This is a genomic window from Streptomyces sp. NPDC043854, from assembly GCF_056436005.1.
The window spans coordinates 43155-64248 of the sequence record NZ_JBWKDK010000024.1 but is presented as its reverse complement, the minus strand read 5'-3'; the positions used below and the strand labels follow the sequence as shown (position 1 = coordinate 64248).

The 21094-nt window shown below is 70.6% G+C and carries 18 protein-coding genes; 13 read left to right on the top strand and 5 right to left on the bottom strand.

The genetic code is table 11. The annotated features are described in order from the left end of the window. Window positions 1-21: 21 nt before the first annotated feature. The 3 genes from AC068A_RS22150 (at window position 22) to AC068A_RS22140 (ending at window position 4941) form a co-directional block, all read left to right on the top strand. Window positions 22-855, top strand: a complete 834-nt coding sequence (locus tag AC068A_RS22150; RefSeq protein WP_478587349.1) for an adenosylcobinamide-GDP ribazoletransferase — start codon at window positions 22-24, stop codon at window positions 853-855. A gap of 46 nt (window positions 856-901) precedes the next feature. After that, the gene (locus AC068A_RS22145; protein WP_478587347.1) at window positions 902-1603 is read left to right on the top strand and encodes a response regulator; all 702 of its coding nucleotides are present in this window, start codon (window positions 902-904) and stop codon (window positions 1601-1603) included. A gap of 203 nt (window positions 1604-1806) precedes the next feature. Continuing rightward, window positions 1807-4941 (top strand): efflux RND transporter permease subunit, encoded by a 3135-nt coding sequence (locus AC068A_RS22140; RefSeq protein WP_478587345.1) that lies wholly within the window; start codon window positions 1807-1809, stop codon window positions 4939-4941. Between the two features lie 135 nt (window positions 4942-5076). Here AC068A_RS22140 and nadA read toward each other — a convergent pair whose 3' ends face one another. Next, window positions 5077-6264, bottom strand: a complete 1188-nt coding sequence (gene nadA / locus AC068A_RS22135; protein WP_478587343.1) for a quinolinate synthase NadA — start codon at window positions 6262-6264, stop codon at window positions 5077-5079. A gap of 298 nt (window positions 6265-6562) precedes the next feature. Between nadA and AC068A_RS22130 the strand changes: the two genes are divergently transcribed. After that, the gene (locus AC068A_RS22130) at window positions 6563-6919 is read left to right on the top strand and encodes a HesB/IscA family protein (RefSeq protein WP_360632526.1); all 357 of its coding nucleotides are present in this window, start codon (window positions 6563-6565) and stop codon (window positions 6917-6919) included. 141 nt (window positions 6920-7060) lie between these two features. Here AC068A_RS22130 and AC068A_RS22125 read toward each other — a convergent pair whose 3' ends face one another. Both AC068A_RS22125 and AC068A_RS22120 read right to left on the bottom strand, forming a co-directional pair. Then, window positions 7061-8527 (bottom strand): hypothetical protein, encoded by a 1467-nt coding sequence (locus AC068A_RS22125; protein WP_478587340.1) that lies wholly within the window; start codon window positions 8525-8527, stop codon window positions 7061-7063. Window positions 8528-8608: 81 nt separating this feature from the next. Then, entirely contained in the window at window positions 8609-8833 is a 225-nt protein-coding gene (locus AC068A_RS22120) for a hypothetical protein (RefSeq protein WP_478587338.1), read from the bottom strand. Window positions 8834-8965: 132 nt separating this feature from the next. On the opposite strand from AC068A_RS22120, the gene AC068A_RS22115 reads away from it, so the two are divergent. Beyond that, window positions 8966-9943: a carbohydrate kinase family protein gene (locus tag AC068A_RS22115; RefSeq protein ID WP_478587336.1), complete on the top strand. Its 978-nt coding sequence runs from the start codon at window positions 8966-8968 to the stop codon at window positions 9941-9943. 128 nt (window positions 9944-10071) lie between these two features. Here the strand turns inward: AC068A_RS22115 and AC068A_RS22110 are convergent, their stop codons facing one another. Then, the gene (locus tag AC068A_RS22110; protein WP_478587335.1) at window positions 10072-11451 is read right to left on the bottom strand and encodes an aminotransferase class V-fold PLP-dependent enzyme; all 1380 of its coding nucleotides are present in this window, start codon (window positions 11449-11451) and stop codon (window positions 10072-10074) included. Window positions 11452-11734: 283 nt separating this feature from the next. Between AC068A_RS22110 and ctaC the strand changes: the two genes are divergently transcribed. The 4 genes from ctaC (at window position 11735) to AC068A_RS22090 (ending at window position 16197) form a co-directional block, all read left to right on the top strand. Next, entirely contained in the window at window positions 11735-12706 is a 972-nt protein-coding gene (gene ctaC / locus AC068A_RS22105; RefSeq protein ID WP_478587334.1) for an aa3-type cytochrome oxidase subunit II, read from the top strand. After that, complete coding sequence (ctaD, locus tag AC068A_RS22100) at window positions 12703-14427, top strand: aa3-type cytochrome oxidase subunit I (protein ID WP_478587333.1); 1725 nt, start codon at window positions 12703-12705, stop codon at window positions 14425-14427. The genes ctaC and ctaD overlap by 4 nt, the downstream gene beginning before the upstream one ends. Then, a complete protein-coding gene (locus AC068A_RS22095) occupies window positions 14424-14822 on the top strand; it encodes a cytochrome c oxidase subunit 4 (protein ID WP_189808830.1) in 399 nt (132 codons plus the stop codon). Before ctaD ends, AC068A_RS22095 begins: the two co-directional genes overlap by 4 nt. Window positions 14823-14949: 127 nt before the next feature. Then, window positions 14950-16197 (top strand): L,D-transpeptidase, encoded by a 1248-nt coding sequence (locus tag AC068A_RS22090; protein WP_478587331.1) that lies wholly within the window; start codon window positions 14950-14952, stop codon window positions 16195-16197. Window positions 16198-16293: 96 nt separating this feature from the next. On the opposite strand, the gene AC068A_RS22085 is transcribed toward AC068A_RS22090, so the two are convergent. Then, window positions 16294-16695 carry a hypothetical protein gene (locus AC068A_RS22085; protein ID WP_360632573.1) on the bottom strand — a complete coding sequence of 134 codons (402 nt, stop codon included), beginning with the start codon at window positions 16693-16695 and terminating at the stop codon, window positions 16294-16296. Between the two features lie 187 nt (window positions 16696-16882). On the opposite strand from AC068A_RS22085, the gene ctaE reads away from it, so the two are divergent. The 4 genes from ctaE (at window position 16883) to qcrB (ending at window position 21067) form a co-directional block, all read left to right on the top strand. After that, complete coding sequence (ctaE, locus tag AC068A_RS22080; RefSeq protein ID WP_478587330.1) at window positions 16883-17503, top strand: aa3-type cytochrome oxidase subunit III; 621 nt, start codon at window positions 16883-16885, stop codon at window positions 17501-17503. 77 nt (window positions 17504-17580) lie between these two features. Continuing rightward, entirely contained in the window at window positions 17581-18390 is an 810-nt protein-coding gene (gene qcrC / locus AC068A_RS22075) for a cytochrome bc1 complex diheme cytochrome c subunit (protein WP_478587328.1), read from the top strand. Continuing rightward, window positions 18387-19445, top strand: a complete 1059-nt coding sequence (gene qcrA / locus AC068A_RS22070) for a cytochrome bc1 complex Rieske iron-sulfur subunit (RefSeq protein ID WP_478587326.1) — start codon at window positions 18387-18389, stop codon at window positions 19443-19445. The genes qcrC and qcrA overlap by 4 nt, the downstream gene beginning before the upstream one ends. Then, the gene (gene qcrB / locus AC068A_RS22065; protein WP_478587325.1) at window positions 19442-21067 is read left to right on the top strand and encodes a cytochrome bc1 complex cytochrome b subunit; all 1626 of its coding nucleotides are present in this window, start codon (window positions 19442-19444) and stop codon (window positions 21065-21067) included. Before qcrA ends, qcrB begins: the two co-directional genes overlap by 4 nt. Window positions 21068-21094: the final 27 nt, after the last annotated feature.

Here is a 21094-nt window from a genome sequence, read left to right as displayed (position 1 = left end):
GAGCGGGTAGCGTTCGCGCCGATGACAGATACGTTCGACGACCAGCCCCCTCCGTCGCGCCTGGTCCCGCCCGCGGAACGGGCCTCGCTGCCCGACGGCATCCGCTTCGCGTTCGGCACGCTCACCGTGCTGCCCGCCCGCATCACCCGCTGGGACCGGCCCGCGGCCCGCACCGGCATGGCCTGCGCGCCGCTCGCCGGGCTCGTCGTCGGCGTGCTCGCGGCCGCAGCCGGCACCCTCCTGCTGCTACTCGGCGGGGGCCCGCTGCTCGCCGCCGCCGTCACCGTGGCCGTACCGGCCGCCCTGACCCGCGGACTGCACCTGGACGGCCTCGCCGACACCGCCGACGGGCTGGGCTGCGCCAAACCGGCCGCCGTGGCCCTGCGCATCATGAAGCGGTCAGACATCGGCCCCTTCGGGGTGGTCGCCCTGCTCCTGCTGCTGCTGATCCAGGTGGGGGCGCTGGCCGACGCCTACGCCGACGGCTGGGTCCGCGGCGCGTCCGCCGCGGTCGTGGCGGCCGTCACCGCCCGGCTCGCCATGACGCTGGCCTCCCGGAACGGCGTGCCTCCGGCCCGCCTCGAAGGGCTGGGCGCGGCGGTCGCCGGGGTGGTCCCGCGGCCCGCGGCCGCGCTGGCCGCCGCCGCCGTCACGGCCCTGGCCGCGGCCGCCGCCCTGCCGCTGGGCCCGCTCGCCGCCGTCCGGCAGGCGGCCGCGGTCCTGCTGGCCCTGGCGGCGGCGGAGCTGCTGCTGCGCCGCTGCGTCCACCGCTTCGGCGGGGTCACGGGGGACGTCTTCGGCGCCGTGGCCGAGACCTCGGCGGCGGCTGCGCTGATCGTCCTGGCCCTGGGCTGAGCGCCCCGGATGCCCGGCGGCCGCCCCCGACGCATAGGGTCGGGCCGTGGAAGAGACGCCGACGCCCATCAGGGTGCTGCTCGCCGACGACCAGGCCCTGCTCCGCAGCGCCTTCAAGGTGCTCGTCGACTCCGAGCCCGACATGGAGGTCGTGGGCGAGGCCTGCGACGGGGCGCAGGCCTTCGAGCTCGCCCGGCGGACCCTGCCCGACGTGGTCCTCATGGACATCCGGATGCCCGGCACCGACGGCCTCGCCGCCACCCGCATGATCAGCCGGGACCCCGCGCTCGCCGCGGTCCGGGTGGTCATGCTGACGACCTTCGAGGTCGACGAGTACGTGGCCTCGGCTCTGCGGGCCGGCGCCTCGGGCTTCCTCGGCAAGGGCGCCGAGCCCGAGGAGCTGCTCAACGCCATCCGGGTGGCCGCGGCCGGCGAGGCCCTGCTCTCCCCGGCCGCCACCAAGGGGCTCATCGCCACCTTCCTCGCCCAGGGCGGCGGCGCCGGCCAGGCCGCGACGGCCGCGGAGGACGCCGAGCGGCTCGCCGCACTGACCGGCCGGGAGCGGGAGGTCCTCGTCCAGGTCGCCGGGGGCCTGTCCAACGACGAGATCGCCGGGCGGCTCCAGGTCAGCCCGCTCACCGTCAAGACCCACGTGAACCGGGCCATGGCCAAGCTCGGCGCCCGCGACCGGGCCGGGCTCGTCGTCATCGCCTACGAATCGGGGCTGGTCCGGCCGCGGTCCGAATAGCGGCACCCGCCGGGCCGGACCGGTCCGCCGTACGCGTTTGTACTCCCCCGTCTACTACAGGCGCGGTATGCCGCGCATAAGGACGGGACCTGGGGGCGACGCAGCGGCCCCCGGGCATGGGCGAGGCTTGAGTGCCGGCCGCGGCTTTCGCGGCCCTCTCGGCCGGCCCTGCCCAGACCGACTGCAGAGAGAAACCGACGCCCATGTCCTGGCTGTCCCGATTCAGCCTGGCCCAAAGAGCGCTGATCGGCCTCGTCTCGATCACCGCGCTGCTCTTCGGCGCCATAGCCATCCCGCAGCTCAAGCAGCAGCTGCTGCCGTCCATCGAACTGCCGATGGTCTCCGTGCTCGCCCCGTACCAGGGCGCTTCCCCCGACGTGGTGGAGAAGCAGGTCATCGAGCCGATCGAGGCCAACCTCAAGGGCGTGGACGGCATCACCGGCATCACCTCCACCGCCAGCGAGGGCAATGCCCTGATCACGGCCAGCTTCGACTACGGCGACAGCAGCACCAAGCAGCTCGTCGCCGACGTCCAGCAGGCCGTGAACCGGGCCCGCGTCCGGCTGCCCGCCGAGGTCGACCCGCAGGTCGTCGCCGGCTCCACCGACGACATCCCCACCGTCGTCCTCGCCGTCACCTCCGACAAGGACCAGCAGGCCCTCGCCGACCAGCTGAACCGCACCGTCGTCCCCGTCCTCGAGGACATCAAGGGCGTCGGCCAGGTCACCGTCGACGGCGCCCAGGAACTCCAGGTCACCGTCACCCCCGACAACGCGAAGCTCGCCGCGGCCGGCCTCGACGGCGCCGCCCTCGCCCAGGGCCTCCAGGCGGGCGGCGCGGCCGTGCCCGCCGGCTCCTTCGACGAGGAGGGCAAGAACCGGACCGTCCGCGTCGGCGCCGGCTACACCTCCCTCGCCCAGCTGGAGGACCTCCGGCTGAGCCCCGGCCCCGGCAAGCCGGCGGTCCGCCTCGGCGAGGTGGCCGCCGTCAAGCAGGAGCCGGCCAAGGCCGTCTCCCTCACCCGCACCAACGGCAAGCCCAGCCTCGCCCTCGCCCTGACCATGGACAAGGACGGCAGCGCCGTCGCCATCTCGGACGCGGTCAAGGACAAGCTGCCCGAGCTGCGCACCGCGCTCGGCTCCGGCGCCGAGCTCACCGTCGTCGCAGACCAGGGCCCGCCGGTCGCCAAGTCCATCTCCAGCCTCACCACCGAGGGCCTGCTCGGCCTGCTCTTCGCGGTGATCGTGATCCTGGTCTTCCTCGCCTCGCTGCGCTCGACGCTGGTCACCGCGGTGTCCATCCCGCTGTCCGTCGTCCTCGCGCTGATCGTGCTGTGGGCCGAGGACCTGTCGCTCAACATGCTGACCCTGGGCGCCCTGACCATCGCGATCGGCCGCGTCGTCGACGACTCGATCGTGGTCCTGGAGAACATCAAGCGCCACCTCGGCTACGGCGAGGAGCGCCAGGCCGCCATCCTCACCGCCGTCAAGGAGGTCTCCGGCGCGGTCACCTCCTCCACGCTCACCACCGTGGCCGTCTTCCTGCCGATCGGCTTCGTCGGCGGCATGGTCGGCGAGTTCTTCGGACCGTTCTCCCTCACCGTCGCCGCGGCCCTGCTGGCCTCGCTGCTGGTGTCCCTGACGGTCGTGCCGGTGCTCTCGTACTGGTTCCTGCGGGCCCCGAAGGGCGTGACCGCAGGCGACGCCGAGAGCGCGGAGAAGGCGCGCCGCGAGGCCGAGGAGAAGGAGGCGAAGAGCCGCATGCAGCGCGGCTACGTCCGGGCCCTCGGCCTGGTCACCCGGCGCCGGGCGACCACCCTCGTCCTGGCCGCCGTGATCTTCGTCGGCACCCTCGGCATGACCCCCCTGCTGAAGACGAACTTCTTCGACCAGGGCGAGCAGGCCGTCCTCACCGTCAAGCAGCAACTGCCGGCCGGCACCTCGCTGGCCGCCTCCGACGAGGCGAGCCGCAGGGTGGAGAAGGCCCTGACCGGGGTCAAGGGCGTCAAGGACTACCAGGTCACCGTCGGCTCCTCCGGCTTCCTGGCCGCGTTCGGCGGCGGCACCGGCTCCAACCAGGCCACCTACCAGGTCGTGCTGGACGACGCCGGCGACAGCGAGGCCGTCAAGAAGCGGATCGAGGAGGCCCTCGGCAAGCTCGACGGCATCGGCGACACCGGCATCTCCGCGGGCGGCGGCTTCGGCAGCCAGAACCTCAGCGTGGTCGTCAAGGCGGGCGACCCGGGCGTCCTCGCCCAGGCCGCCGAGCAGGTCCGGGCCGAGATGGCCACCCTCGAGGACGTCACCGACGTCCAGAGCGACCTCTCCCAGTCCGTGCCCCGCATCTCGGTGACCGCCACCCCGAAGACCGCCGAAGCCGGCCTGAACCAGGCCGCGCTCGGCGCGCTCGTCGCCCAGGCCGTACGGGGCACCCCGGCCGGCAAGGCCGTCCTGGACAACACCGAGCGGGACATCGTCATCAAGTCCGCGCAGCCGGCCACCACCCTGGCCCAGCTCCAGGCGCTCCCCGTCGGCCCGGCCCGGCTCGGCGACATCGCCGAGGTGAAGGTCGTGCCCGGCCCGGTGTCGATGACCCGCATCGACGGAGCCCGCGCCGCGACCGTCACCGCCAAGCCGGTCGGCGACAACACCGGCGCCATCGGCGCCGAGCTCCAGACGAAGATCAGCGCGCTGAAGCTGCCCGAGGGCGCCACCGCCACCATCGGCGGCGTCTCCGAGGACCAGGGCGAGGCCTTCGCCCAGCTGGGCCTGGCCATGCTCGCGGCCATCGCGATCGTGTTCATGCTGCTGGTGGCCACGTTCCGGTCGCTGGTGCAGCCGCTGATCCTGCTCGTCTCGATCCCGTTCGCGGCGACCGGCGCCCTGGGCCTGCTGCTGGTCACCGGGACCCCGATGGGCGTCCCGGCCATGATCGGCATGCTGATGCTCATCGGCATCGTCGTGACCAACGCGATCGTCCTGATCGACCTGGTCAACCAGTACCGGGCCCAGGGCCTGGGCGTCGTCGAAGCCGTGGTCGAGGGCGGCCGGCACCGCCTGCGCCCGATCCTCATGACGGCCCTGGCGACGATCTTCGCGCTGCTCCCGATGGCGCTCGGCGTCACCGGCGAGGGCGGGTTCATCTCGCAGCCGCTGGCGGTCGTGGTGATCGGCGGCCTGGTCTCCTCGACCCTGCTGACGCTGCTGCTGGTGCCGACCCTGTACACGATCATCGAGCTGCGCAGGGAGCGCCGCCGCGCCAAGCGCACGGCCCGCCTGACGGTCGTCCCCGCCCCGCAGCGGGCCGAGGCCGACAAGCACACCCCGGCCGGAGTCTGACCGGCCGACCACCCGGCCGCCCGGCCCGCGCGCGCGGGCCGGGCGCACCGAAACCGAAGGGCCGCCCCTCGCCGAAGCGGAGGGGCGGCCCTTCGGGCGTACGCGGGATCCGTGTGCGGGATCCGCGTGCGGAGGTTACGGGAGGGCGAGCATCCGCTCCAGGGCGAGCTTCGCGAAGCTCTCCGTCTCCTTGTCGACCTGGATCTGGTTGACCAGGGTGCCGTCGGCGAGGGACTCCAGGGCCCAGACCAGGTGCGGCAGGTCGATGCGGTTCATCGTCGAGCAGAAGCAGACCGTCCGGTCGAGGAACACGACCTCCTTGCCCTCCGGGCCGAATCGATTCGCCAGGCGCTTGACCAGGTTCAGCTCGGTGCCGATGGCCCACTTGGAGCCGGCCGGGGCCGCCTCCAGCGTGTTGATGATGTACTCCGTCGAGCCGACGTAGTCAGCGGCCGCCACGACCTCGTGCTTGCACTCGGGGTGGACCAGCACGTTCACGCCGGGGATGCGCTCGCGGACGTCGTTGACCGAGTCCAGCGAGAAGCGGCCGTGGACCGAGCAGTGCCCGCGCCACAGGATCATCTTCGCGCCGCGCAGCTCCTCGGCGGTCAGGCCGCCGTTCGGCTTGTGCGGGTTGTAGACCACGCAGTCGTCCAGGGACATGCCCATGTCGCGGACGGCGGTGTTGCGGCCCAGGTGCTGGTCCGGGAGGAACAGCACCTTCTCCCCCTGCTCGAAGGCCCAGTCCAGGGCCCGCTTCGCGTTGGACGAGGTGCAGATCAGGCCGCCGTGCTTGCCGGTGAAGGCCTTGATGTCGGCGGAGGAGTTCATGTACGAGACGGGGACCGTCACATCGGCGACGCCCGCCTCGGTCAGCACGTCCCAGCACTCGGCGACCTGCTCGGCGGTGGCCATGTCGGCCATCGAGCAGCCGGCCGCCAGGTCCGGCAGGACGACCTTCTGGTCGTCGCCGGTCAGGATGTCCGCGGACTCGGCCATGAAGTGGACGCCGCAGAAGACGATGTACTCGGCCTCCGGCTTGGCGGCCGCGTCACGGGCCAGCTTGAAGGAGTCGCCGGTGACGTCGGCGAACTCGATGACCTCGTCCCGCTGGTAGTGGTGGCCGAGGATGAAGACCTTGTCGCCGAGCTTCTCCTTGGCCGCGCGGGCGCGTGCCACCAGGTCCGGGTCCGAGGGCGAGGGCAGGTCGCCGGGGCACTCCACCCCGCGCTCGCTCTTGGGGTCGGCTTCGCGGCCGAGCAGCAGCAGGGCAAGGGGCGTCGGCTGGACGTCCAAAGGCTGGGCGGTGGTCACGACACGCACCCTTTCTGTTCTGCGACTTCGAGACTTCAGTTTCGACTTCTCGTCTATTTGACGCTATCTATGATAGCCGGTTCACGTCACTTTGACGATGGCCATAGTGTCGATGTGACGCATTCGCCCGTGACGAACCCGTCGCCGTGCCCGGTCCTCCGGTCCGCCCCGGTGTGCGAGCATGAATGACCGAAACACGCGTCGGGTCCGGAATGAATCCGCGGCCCCGCTCGTTGCCATCGACGGCAAGAGTCCGACGTTTCCCTGCCTGAGGCGGGGAGCCGCCCCACTTCGGGAGTGAATGCAGATGTCCGTACAGGACGACAAGACCACTGTGAGCGACGGCATCCTCCTGTCCGACGCCGCCGCCGAGAAGGTCAGGAGCCTGCTGGAGCAGGAGGGCCGCGATGACCTCGCGCTCCGCGTCGCCGTCCAGCCCGGCGGCTGCTCCGGCCTGCGCTACCAGCTCTTCTTCGACGAGCGCTCCCTCGACGGGGACGTCGTCAAGGACTTCGGCGGCGTGAAGGTCGTCACGGACCGGATGAGCTCCCCCTACCTGCAGGGTGCCTCGATCGACTTCGTCGACACCATCGAGAAGCAGGGCTTCACGATCGACAACCCGAACGCCACCGGCTCCTGCGCCTGCGGCGACTCGTTCAGCTAAACCCCGGCCCGACCGGCGCGACCCCGGCCCGGCCCGGGTCCGCACGGCGGCATCGAAAGGCCCCCGGCACCTGCGCGGTGCCGGGGGCCTTCGCCGTCTGCCTCTGCGTCTGCGGGTGCGGGCGCGGGCGCGCGGGGTCGCCTACTGGCGGGGGAGGGGCTTGCCCGTGGTCGCGTCGACGACCTTGCGGTCGCCCAGCGGCTGCTTCAGCGTCGCCGTGACGGCCATCTCCTGGGCGATCATGATGCAGGCCCGGCCCGGCTCGTTCGGGGTGTCGGTGATCCGCACCATGACCGCCCCGGCCTCCTCGCGGGCCTCCAGTGCGTAGGTGCTGCACACGCTGCCCCAGAAGTTCACCGTCAGCTTCCGGTCGGCCTCCGTGTACGAGAACCCGGGCACGGTCGGCCCGGCGCCCGTCGGGGCCGGCCGGGCCGGGCCGTCGCCCCCGGACCCGCCGGCCGTGGCCGACTGGACCACCGTGTGCCCGGGCGCCCCGTCCTTGCCCGCCACCTCGAAGTGCCAGGCCGGCAGCAGGCCCCGGGCCCCGTTCACGGTCCCGGGGGCCAGTCCGAGCACCGCGCCCTTCACGGTCTCCGTCCGCGGCGGCTTGATCGGCCGCGGCTCGGGGTTGCAGGGCAGCGGGTCCGACGGCCCGGGGACGTCCGGGGTCAGCGGGACGGAGGTCGCGCAGCCGCTCGGGCCGCGGTCCGCGCCGCCGCCCCCGCCCGAGGCGCGGTTCAGCCGCTCCAGCGCCTCCGCCGCCCCGACCACCGGCTGCTCGCCCGCCCGGACCGGCTCCTTCAGCTCGCCGCTGCCCGCCACGACCCGGCCGTCCGCGCCCACGCTGACCTTGGTGGTCCAGCCCTGGGTGGGCAGTCCGCCGATCACCGGGTCCGCGGTCACCACCCGCACGGAGCCCTGCGTGAGGCGGGCGTCCAACCGGGCCCCGCTCTGGCCGACGGCCGCCAGCACCGGGGCGGCCGCGGCCTTGGCGGCCTCCTCGCCCACCGGGCTGCCGCCCCCGCCCGCGGCGGGCTTGCCGCTGCTGCCGTCCGCGCCCTCGGGGAGGGTGGCGGGTCCGCAGGTGTCCTTGCCGCGCCGGCAGTCGTCGCCCGCACCGCCGCCCGAGTGGAAGCGGGTGAAGGTCCAGCTGCCCGGCGCCTTCCGGCCGACCGTGAGCCGGGGCCCGAAGCCGTCGGCGCCCTCCCCGGCCTGCCAGGTCTCGCCGCTGAGCCGCGGGGCGCCCGCGATGCCGAGGGCTGCCGCGAGCCGGGCCGCCTCCTCGGCGGTGACCTCGCCGCTCGCCGCGTACGAGGGCGCCGTCGCCGGGGCGGACGGGAGCTCACCCTCCGCCCGGTACGTCACCCCACTGCCCCGGGGGTCCGGCTCCCCGGGGGCGATGCCCGGCCCGGAGGGGCTCGGCGCGACGCGGGGCGCCGAGGCCGCGCTGCCCTCCGTACGGCCACCCGGCCCGCCTTCGCCGTACGCCGTCGACGCCCAGTACGCCGTGCCGCCGCCCGCGAGCAGGACGGCGGCCGCGATCGAGCCGATGGCCCAGGCCGGCCGCCGCCGAGTGCCGCGTGATGTGTCGGGTTGTTCGGTGGTCACCGCATGCTCCTTCGCCCGTACCGCCGTGGCCGGCTGACGCGGGTGTGACGGAACAGAGGCGAAACCGGTTCCGCCCGCGCCCTAATCGCCGTACTGGGCGGTGGCGGCGATGAGCCGGGCCGAGGCGGGCGGAACGCTGATCCCGTGGATCTGCGAGAACGCCACCCTGGCCGGCCGCGGGTCCGCCGGGTCCGCCGGGACCGCCCAGTGCGGGGCCATCCTGGCGCAGTCGCCGAGCAGCCGCGCAAAACCCGGCCGCGTGTCGGATGCATACTCTCCGTAGCCGAATCCATCGGTATAGGTCATGGGGGCACGGTAGGCGCGGGCTGCCGGGCGAAGAAAGACCTACTACGGGGTAGTTTCATGCGGTCGGCGGCGGGGCGGATACCGGGTAGCGTTGACTGTCACCCTTGCCGTCCTCGCAGGAGCATCCACGCCGTGCGTATCGCAGTCACCGGCTCCATCGCCACCGACCACCTCATGACCTTCCCCGGCCGCTTCGCCGACCAGTTCGTCGCGGACCAGCTGCACACGGTCTCCCTCTCCTTCCTCGTCGACAACCTCGACGTCCGGCGGGGCGGTGTCGGCCCGAACATCTGCTTCGGCATGGGCCAGCTCGGCCTCCGTCCGATCCTGGTCGGCGCGGCCGGCTCCGACTTCGACGAGTACCGCGCCTGGCTGGACCGGCACGGCGTCGACACCTCCTCCGTGCGGATCTCCGAGGTGCTGCACACCGCGCGCTTCGTCTGCACCACCGACGCCGACCACAACCAGATCGGCTCCTTCTACACGGGCGCGATGAGCGAGGCCCGCCTGATCGAGCTGAAGGCCGTCGCGGACCGCGTCGGCGGCCTCGACCTCGTCCTCATCGGCGCCGACGACCCCGAGGCGATGCTCCGCCACACCGAGGAGTGCCGCACGCGCGGCATCCCCTTCGCCGCGGACTTCTCCCAGCAGATCGCCCGCATGGACGGCGACAACATCCGCACCCTGATGGACGGCGCGACCTACCTCTTCTCCAACGAGTACGAGAAGGGCCTCATCGAGACGAAGTCCGGCTGGTCCGACGAGGAGATCCTGGCCAAGGTCGGCACCCGCGTCACCACCCTCGGCTCCCGCGGCGTCCGGATCGAGCGGGTCGGCGAGGAGGCCATCACCGTCGGCTGCCCGGACGAGACCGCCAAGGTCGACCCGACCGGCGTCGGCGACGCCTTCCGTGCCGGCTTCCTGGCCGGCCTGGGCTGGGGCGTCGGCCTGGAGCGCGCCGCGCAGGTCGGCTGCATGCTGGCCACGCTCGTGATCGAGACGCTGGGCACCCAGGAGTACACCCTGGCCCGCGCCCACTTCATGGAGCGCTTCACCAAGGCGTACGGCGAGGACGCCGCCGCCCAGGTCCGCGAGCACCTGGCCGCGTAGCCGCACCGCTGCCGCGGGGGCAGCGCCGACCCCCGCGGCAGGGGCGCCGCCCCCGCATCCCCGCGCCCCAACCGCCGGCGGGGCTGGAACTGCCGCCCGGCGGCACCAAGCAGCCCCGCCGGGCCCGGTCAGAGTTCGCGGCGGACGGTGTACGCCGTTCCCGTCGGGCGGGGGGACTCGCCCAGGTAGGTGTGGCCGCGCATCGAGCACCACGCCGGGATGTCCAGCCGGGCCACCTCGTCGTCCGACAGGACCGTGACCGTCCCGCCGACCGGTACGGTGCCGATGGCCCGGGCCAGCTCGATCACCGGCTGCGGGCAGCGCAGGCCCAGGGCGTCGATCTCCAGGGACTCGGCGACCGGGGCCCGGGGCTCCGGCTCGGGCGCGCCGACCGTGGCCCGTACGCCGGCCACCAGGCCCGGCAGTACCTCCAGGAAGCCGTTGACCTCCTCCGCGGTCGTCCCCCGCGGCAGGGAGACCCGCACGTTGCCCTCCGACAGCACGCCCATCGCCCGCAGCACATGACTCGGGGTCAGCGTGGAACTGGTGCAGGAGGAGCCGGAGGAGACCGAGTAGCCCGCGCGGTCCAGCTCGTGCAGCAGGGTCTCGCCCTCGACGTACAGGCAGGAGAACGTGACCAGGTGCGGCAGCCGCCGCACGGGGTCGCCGACCACCTCCACGTCCGGCACCAGCCGGGCCACCCGCCGCCGGATCCGGTCCACCAGCACCCGCAGCCGGGCCGCCTCGGCCTCGGCCTCGGCCTGCACCGCCCGCAGGGACGCGGCGGCCGCGACGATGGCCGGGAGGTTGGTGAAGCCGGGGGAGCGGCCCGACTCGCGCTCGTCGGCGGGGCTTTGGGACGAGAACCGGACCCCCTTGCGGACGACCAGCAGGCCGACCCCCGCCGGGCCGCCCCACTTGTGGGCGCTCGCGGCCAGCAGCGACCAGCCGCTCTCGACCGGGCCCCAGCCCAGCGACTGGGCGGCGTCCACGAACAGCGGCACCCCGGCCGCCGCGCACACCTCGGCCACCTCCGCCACCGGCTGCACCGTGCCCACCTCGTGGTTGGCCGACTGGAGGCAGGCCAGCGCGGTCGCGGGGGTCAGCGCGGAGGCGTACCCCGCCGCCGAGACCGCGCCCGTCCGGTCCACCGGCACCCGGGCGGCGCTGCCGCCGGCCGCCTCGTGCGCCTCGACCGCATGGAGTACAGAACTGTGTTCGACGGCCGATACGACCACATGGCGGCCGATGCGCCGGCGCCCGGCGAGGGCGCCCGCAATGCCCGAGTGAACCGCATGCGTCCCCGAAGGAGTGAACACGAGCTCGTCGGGACGGCAGCCCACCGCCTCGGCGGCCGCCTCGCGCGCCGCGTCCAGCAGCAGCCTTGCCCGCCGGCCCTCCCGGTACAGCCGGGCGGGGTCGGCCCAGCCCTCGTCGAGCGAGGCCTGAAGCGCCTGCCGGGCCACGGGGTGCAGCGGGGCGGCGGACGCGGTGTCGAAGTACGGCATCCGGTCACGCTAACGGCAGCCCGCGGCCGGGGGAGCTCAGGGGCCGTCAGATACGCCCCGGAGCCCGCCATTCAGCGGGTGCCGACCCGTCCCCCGTACGGCGGATCCATCCCTTCGGGGGCAGTGGCGGCGCGTTGGGCACCCTCCCCGCGCGACCCCAAATAGCGTCCAGTAGGGTTTGGTCCGCATAAACATCCAAACCCCTGCCTGCGTCAGGGCCGGCGACCGACCCGAACACGGCCGCGGCCGGCCGCGCGGGCCGAGACTCTCGGGAAGGCGCTACGTGAGTCCCTACGGCTCCGACCGCTCGCCGCGGCGCCCGATGCGGCGGAAGCTGCTGCAGGCGCTGACTGCGGGCGTGGTTCTGGCGACCGCCACTGGTTGCTCGTACAACTGGGAAGACTTCCCCCGCCTCGGAATGCCCTACCCCGTCACGGAGGAGGCGCCTCGCATCCTGTCCCTGTGGCAGGGGTCCTGGGCGGCCGCTCTGGTCACGGGCATCCTGGTGTGGGGCCTGATCCTGTGGAGCGTCATCTTCCACCGGCGCAGCCGGACGAAGGTGGAGGTCCCCCCGCAGACCCGGTACAACATGCCCATCGAGGCGCTGTACACCGTGGTCCCGCTCATCATCGTCTCGGTGCTGTTCTACTTCACCGCGCGTGACGAGTCCAAGCTCCTCGCCCTCTCGAAGCCGGCGCACACCATCAACGTGGTCGGCTTCCAGTGGAGCTGGGGCTTCAACTACATCGAGAACGTCGACGGCGACGCGGCGACCCCGAAGGGCGGCAAGGCTCCCACGCAGCTCGCCTCCATCCCGGACCGCTTCACCAAGGACTTCCCGGCGGGCGCCGAAGGCGTCTACGACAAGGGCATCCCCGGCGACAAGAACCCGGAGACGGGCAACCCGGGACCGACCCTCTACCTGCCCAAGGGCGAGAAGGTCCGCTTCATCCTGTCCTCGAACGACGTCATCCACTCCTTCTGGGTGGTTCCGTTCCTCTTCAAGCAGGACGTCATCCCGGGCCACACCAACGTCTTCGAGGTCACGCCCTCCCAGGAGGGCGTCTTCATGGGCAAGTGCGCCGAGCTCTGCGGTGTCGACCACTCCCGGATGCTCTTCAACGTCAAGGTCGTCTCGCCCGAGGAATACCGGGCGCACCTGAAGGAACTGGCCGAGAAGGGGCAGACCGGCTTCCTCCCGGCCGGCATCAAGCAGACTGACCCGGCCCGGAATGCGGAGACGAACAAACTGTGAGCATCCTCAACGAATCCCAGGGTGCCGCCGCCGACTCGTATGAAAACGAGCTGCCGGTGCGGCGCAGGCAGCCCGGCAGCGTGGTCGTGAAATGGCTGACCACGACCGACCACAAGACCATCGGTACGCTGTACCTGGTCACGTCGTTCGTGTTCTTCCTGATCGGCGGCGTGATGGCGCTCTTCATGCGCGCCGAGCTGGCCCGTCCGGGCACGCAGATCATGTCGAACGAGCAGTTCAACCAGGCGTTCACCATGCATGGCACGATCATGCTGCTGATGTTCGCCACGCCGCTGTTCGCCGGCTTCGCCAACTGGATCATGCCGCTCCAGATCGGCGCGCCCGACGTGGCGTTCCCGCGGCTGAACATGTTCGCGTACTGGCTGTACCTCTTCGGCTCGACCATCGCGGTGGCGGGCTTCCTCACCCCGCAGGGTGCCGCCGACTTCGGCTGGTTCGCCTACTCCCCGCTGTCGGACGCGGTCCGCTCGCCGGGCATCGGCGCCGACATGTGGATCATGGGTCTGGCCTTCTCCGGCTTCGGCACCATCCTCGGCTCGGTCAACTTCATCACCACGATCATCTGCATGCGCGCTCCGGGCATGACGATGTTCCGCATGCCGATCTTCACCTGGAACGTGCTGCTGACCGGTGTCCTGGTCCTGCTCGCCTTCCCGGTCCTGGCCGCCGCGCTCTTCGCGCTGGAGTCCGACCGCAAGTTCGGCAGCCACGTCTTCGACGCGGCCAACGGCGGCGCACTGCTGTGGCAGCACCTCTTCTGGTTCTTCGGACACCCCGAGGTGTACATCATCGCCCTGCCGTTCTTCGGCATCGTCTCCGAGATCATCCCGGTCTTCTCGCGCAAGCCGATGTTCGGTTACATCGGTCTGATCGCGGCGACGATCGCGATCGCCGGCCTCTCCGTGACCGTGTGGGCCCACCACATGTACGTCACCGGCGGTGTGCTGCTGCCGTTCTTCTCCTTCATGACCTTCCTGATCGCGGTCCCGACCGGTGTGAAGTTCTTCAACTGGATCGGCACCATGTGGAAGGGCTCGCTGTCCTTCGAGACCCCGATGCTCTGGACGATCGGCTTCCTGGTCACCTTCACCTTCGGTGGTCTGACCGGCGTCATCCTGGCCTCGCCCCCGATGGACTTCCACGTCTCCGACTCGTACTTCGTCGTCGCGCACTTCCACTACGTCGTCTTCGGCACCGTGGTCTTCGCGATGTTCGCCGGCTTCCACTTCTGGTGGCCGAAGTTCACGGGCAAGATGCTGGACGAGCGCCTCGGCAAGATCACCTTCTGGACGCTGTTCATCGGCTTCCACGGCACGTTCCTGGTGCAGCACTGGCTGGGTGCCGAGGGCATGCCGCGCCGTTACGCGGACTACCTCGCCGCCGACGGCTTCACCGGCCTGAACATGATCTCGACGATCAGCTCGTTCGTGCTCGGCCTGTCGTTCCTGCCGTTCATGTACAACGTGTGGAAGACCGCCAAGTACGGCAAGAAGATCGAGGTCGACGACCCGTGGGGCTACGGCCGTTCGCTCGAGTGGGCGACGTCCTGCCCGCCGCCGCGGCACAACTTCCTCACCCTGCCGCGTATTCGCAGTGAGTCGCCCGCCTTCGACCTCCACCACCCGGAGATCGCGGCCCTCGACCACCTCGAGGACCACGGCGCCAAGGCTGTCACCGGTGCCAAGGAGGCCGGCAAGTGAAGATCCAGGGCAAGATGTTCCTCTGGCTCTCCGCCTTCATTCTGATCATGGCCGTCGTGTACGGCGTGTGGTCGAAGGAGCCCGTGGGAACCACCGCGCTCTTCCTGGCCTTCGGCCTGAGCGTGATGATCGGCTACTACCTGGCCTTCACGGCCAAGCGCGTCGACGAGATGGCCCAGGACAACCTGGAGGCCGAAGTCGCCGACGAGGCCGGCGAGCTGGGGTTCTTCTCCCCGCACAGCTGGCAGCCGCTCTCGCTGGCCATCGGTGGCGCGCTCGCCTTCATGGGCGTCATCTTCGGCTGGTGGCTCATGTACTTCTCGGCCCCGATCATCCTGATCGGCCTGTGGGGCTGGGTGTACGAGTACTACCGCGGTGAGAACCAGAACCAGTAGCAGTCACGGCAGTACCCGGCCGGACGGCCGGTGATCCGGGCCCGGACTCCTCGAACGGAGGAGTCCGGGCCCTCTTTTGCAGTCGCACCGCGCGCCTTTTTTGTCCGATCTTCATAGCGTTGGCCCCATGAAGCACTCACCGCGTCTCTGGCCGGTCGTCGGCTGCTCCCTGCTGGCCGCGTCCCTCGGTGCCGGCGCCACCGCCTGCGGGCCCGGCGACAACCCGCTGTCCGCCCGCCCGTACGACGCGGGCGACGACGTCGCTTTCAACCAGGCCCAGGGCGGCCGCCCGGTCGACCACAACCGCCCCCTCGAGGTCACCGCCAAGGCGGCCGGGGGCGCCCGTATCACCGACGTCACCGCAGTGGACAGCCTCGGCCGGCACCTCGCGGGCGAACTCACCGCCAAGGGCGACCGCTGGCACAGCACCGCCTCCATGGCCGCCGGAACGCGCTACACGGTCACCGTGAGCACGGAGGACGAACGGGGCGCTCCCGGGCAGCGCAGGCTGACGTTCGAGACCACTCCGGCCAAGAAGGTCCTGAAGGTCACATTCGGCCCGGACGACGGCAAATACGGCGTCGGACAGCCCATCACGGCCGAACTCGACGAGGCCGTCAAGGACCGGGCCGCCCGGGCGGTCGTGGAACGGGGCCTGGTCGTCGACACCCCGCCCGGCGTCGAGGGCGCCTGGCACTGGGTGGACGACAAGCACCTGCATTTCAGGCCCAAGGAGTACTGGCCCGCGCACTCCACCGTCTCCGTACGGAGCAATCTGGAGGGGGTCAGGATCTCCGGCGCCATGCACGGGGCCGCCAGCAAGCCGATCAGCCTGCGGATCGGGGACCGCGTCGAGGTCCTCACCGACGCCGCTTCCCACTCCATGACGTTCAAGCGCAACGGAGAAGTGATCAACACCATTCCGGTGACCACCGGCAAGCCGGGCTTCTCCACCCGCAACGGGGTCAAGGTGGTGCTCGGCAAGCAGTACTTCGTCCGGATGCGCGGAGACACCGTGGGCATCGGCGGCAGCGAGAACTACGACCTGCCCGTCTACTACGCCACACGTGTCACCTGGAGTGGTGAATACGTCCACGCCGCCCCGTGGTCCGTCGGCTTCCACGGCTACGAGAACGTCAGCCACGGCTGCACCGGCATGAGCACGGGCAACGCGTCCTGGTTCTACGAGAACATCACCGAGGGCGACCTCGTCCAGGTCGTCAACAGCATCGGCGAGGACATGCCCGTCTTCGGCAACGGCTACGGCGACTGGAACATGGAGTGGAAGGACTGGCGCCAGGGCAGCGCCCTGCTCAAGGACACCCAGGACGGCCGCAGCGGCGTCGACCAGGCCCGCCTGCGCCCGCAGGTCTGAGCCCCGTGGCCGGGGCGGGATCCTTGCGGACCGGCCGACCCGCGGCCGGTGCGCAGGGATCCCCGACAAGGCCCTGCGCACCGCCGCCCCCGCCCGCTACGCGTCCAGGGACAGCCGTGCGCGCAGCAGGCGCGCCAGGGCGTCCGCGAACTCCACCGGGTCGACCGGAAGGGTCACCGCCGCATCCGCGCGGCTCCAGGTGGCCAGCCAGGCGTCCTGCGGACGGCCCATCAGCAGCAGCACGGGCGGGCAGCGGAAGACCTCGTCCTTGATCTGCCGGCACACGCCCATGCCGCCGGCCGGCACGGCCTCGCCGTCCAGGACGCACACATCGATCCCGCCCGCGTCCAGCTCGGACAGGACGGCGGGCAGTGTGGCGCACTCGGTGAACTCCACCGGCGGCAGGTCCGCGGCCGGCCGGCGTCCGGCCGCCAGGCGTACCTGCTGCCGGGTGTTCGCGTCGTCGCTGTAGACCAGAACCCGTGCAGTCGACCGCATTTCGTTCCTCCACGGTGCCGTGAATCACGTTGATGTTGCGCGGGATGCTACTCCTCCCGACCCGCTGTCAACATGGGGTCGGACACCCTTGCGCACGGCCGCCTGATGGGCCGTTCGGGCCCTGCGCGGGGCCCGGACACTCCGAACGGCACCCCCCGGCGTGAGGGCCGGATAAGCGACCGACATAATGTCGGTCGTGGCGACAGCAACGACAGTAGATACCGGGCACGCGCACCCGACGGTCAACCGGCCGAACCTCGTCAGCGTCGGAACCATCATCTGGTTGAGTTCCGAGCTGATGTTCTTCGCGGCCCTCTTCGCGATGTACTTCACCCTGCGATCGGTGACGGGCACCGAGTACTGGACAGAGCAGGCCTCGGCCCTGAATCTGCCCTTCTCGGCGACGAACACCACGATCCTGGTGCTCTCCTCCCTCACCTGCCAGCTCGGCGTCTTCGCCGCGGAGCGCGGTGACGTGAAGAAGCTCCGGACGTGGTTCATCATCACGTTCATCATGGGCGCGATCTTCATCGGCGGCCAGGTGTTCGAGTACACCGAGCTGGTCAAGCACGAGGGCATGTCGCTCTCGTCCGGCCCGTACGGCTCGGTCTTCTACCTGACCACCGGCTTCCACGGCCTGCACGTGACGGGCGGTCTCATCGCCTTCCTGCTGGTCCTCGGCCGGACGTACGCCGCCAAGAGGTTCACCCACGAACAGGCCACGTCGGCCATCGTCGTGTCCTACTACTGGCACTTCGTCGATGTCGTCTGGATCGGCCTCTTCGCGACGATCTACCTGATCAAGTAGCGAACACGTCACCGGGCGAGACCCGGCACCGACAGCCAGAAACACCGACGCAGAAGATCCTGACACCGGGGTAATCCGTGAAAAAGCTCTCCGCACGACGACGCCATCCGCTGGCGGCGGTCGTCGTTCTACTCCTCGCGCTGGCGGCCACTGGGGGGCTGTACGCCGCCTTCGCCCCTGCGGGCAAGGCGCAGGCAGACGAAACCGCCCAGTCCCTCGCCATCGAGGAGGGCAAGAAGCTCTACGCCGTGGGTTGCGCAAGCTGCCACGGGACCGGCGGTCAGGGAACCACTGACGGCCCCAGCCTGGTCGGCGTCGGCTCCGCGGCCGTCGACTTCCAGGTGAGCACGGGCCGTATGCCGGCCCAGCAGCCCGGCGCCCAGGTGCCGAAGAAGCCCAACATCTACTCGCAGGCGCAGATCGACCAGCTGGCGGCGTACATCGCCTCCCTCGGCGCCGGTCCGATCACGCCGACCGAGAAGCAGTACGACCCGGCCGGCGCCGACGTCGCCAAGGGTGGCGAGCTGTTCCGCAACAACTGCGCGCAGTGCCACAACTTCACCGGTGAGGGCGGCGCGCTGACGAACGGCAAGTACGCCCCGAACCTCGAGGGCGTCTCGCCGAAGCACGTCTACGAGGCCATGCTCACCGGCCCGCAGAACATGCCCTCCTTCCCCGACACCACGATGCCGGAGAAGCAGAAGAAGGACATCATCGCGTACCTCCAGAACGTGAACGGCGAGAAGTCGGTCAACCCCGGCGGTCTGAAGCTCGGCGGCCTCGGCCCCGTCTCGGAGGGCCTGTTCGGCTGGATCTTCGGTCTGGGTGCGCTGATCGCTGTCGCCGTCTGGGTCGCGGCCCACACCGCTAAGGCCAAGAAGTCATGAGTAGCCAAGACATTCCCGAAGAAAAGCACCTGCCGAGCGAGCAGGGCGACGAGCACCGCGCCGGTGTAGCGGTCGCGGAAGACCCGTTCGCGGACCCGGGCCTGCCGGTCCACAAGCCGCGTATCCAGGACATCGACGAGCGGGCCGCGAAGCGCTCCGAGCGCACCGTGGCGATGCTGTTCACGGTGTCGATGCTGGCCACCGTCGCGTTCATCGCGGCGTACGTGGTCATCCCGGTCGACAAGATCGTGTTCATCTTCCCGCTCGGGAAGATCAGCGCGCTCAACTTCGCCCTGGGCCTGACCCTGGGCGCGGCCCTCTTCTGCATCGGCGCGGGCGCGGTCCACTGGGCCCGCACCCTGATGTCCGACGTGGAGGTCGCCGACGACCGCCACGCGATCGCGGCCCCGGCCGAGGTCAAGGCGAAGGTCCTGCAGGACTTCGCCGACGGTGCGAACGAGTCGGGCATCGCCCGCCGTCCGCTGATCCGCAACACGATGCTCGGCGCGCTGGCCATGCTGCCGCTGTCCGCCGTCGTGATCATGCGCGACCTGGGCCCGCTGCCCGAGGACAAGCTGCGCCACACCCTGTGGGCCAAGGGCAAGCTGCTCATCAACCAGAACACGATGGAGCCGCTGCGTCCCGAGGACGTCCCGGTCGGTTCGCTCACCTTCGCCATGCCCGAGGGCCTGGAGGAGGACGCGCACGACTTCAACAACGAGATCGCCAAGGCCGCCCTGATGATCGTCCGCATCAAGCCGGAGGACATCAAGGACAAGCAGGAACTCGAGTGGTCCCACGACGGCATCGTCGCCTACTCGAAGATCTGCACCCACGTCGGCTGCCCGATCAGCCTGTACGAGCAGCAGACGCACCACGTGCTCTGCCCGTGCCACCAGTCCACCTTCGACCTCTCCGACGGCGGTCGCGTTGTCTTCGGACCCGCCGGCCACGGGCTTCCGCAGCTGCGGATCGGCGTGAACCGCGAAGGCTTCCTCGAGGCGCACGGCGACTTCGAGGAGCCCGTCGGTCCTGCATTCTGGGAGCGCGGATGAGTACCGCCACTGACACGCAGCGCAAGGCGCCCGCCGGCGAGCGCGTAGCCGACTGGGCGGACGGCCGCCTGGGCATCTACAGCCTCGCCAAGGCGAACATGCGCAAGATCTTCCCGGACCACTGGTCCTTCATGCTGGGCGAGGTCGCGCTCTACAGCTTCATCATCATCATCCTCACGGGTGTGTACCTGACGCTGTTCTTCCACCCGAGCATGAACGAGGTCGTGTACCACGGCTCGTACGTGCCGATGCAGGGCGTCCGGATGTCCGAGGCCTTCGCCTCGACACTGGACATCAGCTTCGACGTCCGCGGCGGTCTGCTCATCCGGCAGATCCACCACTGGGCGGCCCTGATCTTCGTCGCGGCCATGATCGTGCACATGATGCGCGTCTTCTTCACCGGCGCGTTCCGCAAGCCGCGCGAGGTCAACTGGGTCTTCGGCTTCCTGCTGCTGGTCCTCGGCATGTTCACCGGCTTCACCGGTTACTCCCTGCCGGACGACCTGCTCTCGGGCACCGGTGTCCGCTTCATGGAGGGCGCGATCCTGTCCGTGCCGGTCGTCGGCACGTACATCTCGTTCTTCCTCTTCGGCGGCGAGTTCCCCGGCGGCGACTTCGTCGCCCGGTTCTACTCGATCCACATCCTGCTGCTGCCCGGCATCATGATGGGCCTGCTGGTGGCCCACCTGATCCTGGTCTTCTACCACAAGCACACCCAGTTCGCGGGCCCCGGCAAGACGAACGAGAACGTCGTCGGCATGCCGCTGCTGCCGGTCTACATGGCCAAGGCCGGAGGCTTCTTCTTCCTGGTCTTCGGTGTCATCTCGGCCATCGCGGCGATCGCCTCGATCAACCCGATCTGGGCGCTCGGCCCGTACCGCCCGGACCACGTGTCCACCGGTGCGCAGCCCGACTGGTACATGGGTATGCCGGAAGGCCTGATCCGTGCCATGCCCGGCTGGGAGATCAACCTGTGGGGCCACACGCTCGTCCTGGGCGTGTTCATCCCGCTGCTGCTCTTCCCGCTGGTCCTCGGCGCGATCGCGGTGTGGCCGTTCATCGAGTCCTGGGTCACCGGCGACAAGCGCGAGCACCACATCCTGGACCGCCCGCGCAATGCCCCGACCCGCACGGCCTTCGGTGTCGCCTGGATCGCGGAGTACATCGTGCTCCTCATCGGCGGCGGCAACGACATGTTCGCGCAGTACTTCCACCTCTCGATCAACGCCATCACCTGGTTCGTGCGGATCGGCTTCTTCGCCGTCCCGGTGATCGCGTTCATCGTCACCAAGCGCATCTGCCTCGGCCTCCAGCGCCGGGACCACGACAAGGTGCTGCACGGTCGCGAGACCGGCGTCATCAAGCGGCTGCCGCACGGTGAGTTCATCGAGGTCCACGAGCCCCTCGACCAGGCCAAGCTGCACACGCTCACCGCGCACGAGCAGTACAAGCCGCTCGAGCTCGGCCCGACGGTCGACGAGAACGGCGTCGAGCGCAAGCCCAAGATGTCGGAGAAGCTCCGCGTCAAGCTCAGCCAGGGCATGTACGGCGAGGGCAACCAGATTCCGAAGCCCACGGTGGAGGAGTACAAGGAGATCCAGAGCGGCCACGGCCACCACTGATCCCGCATGAGGGTCTGATTTCGGTCA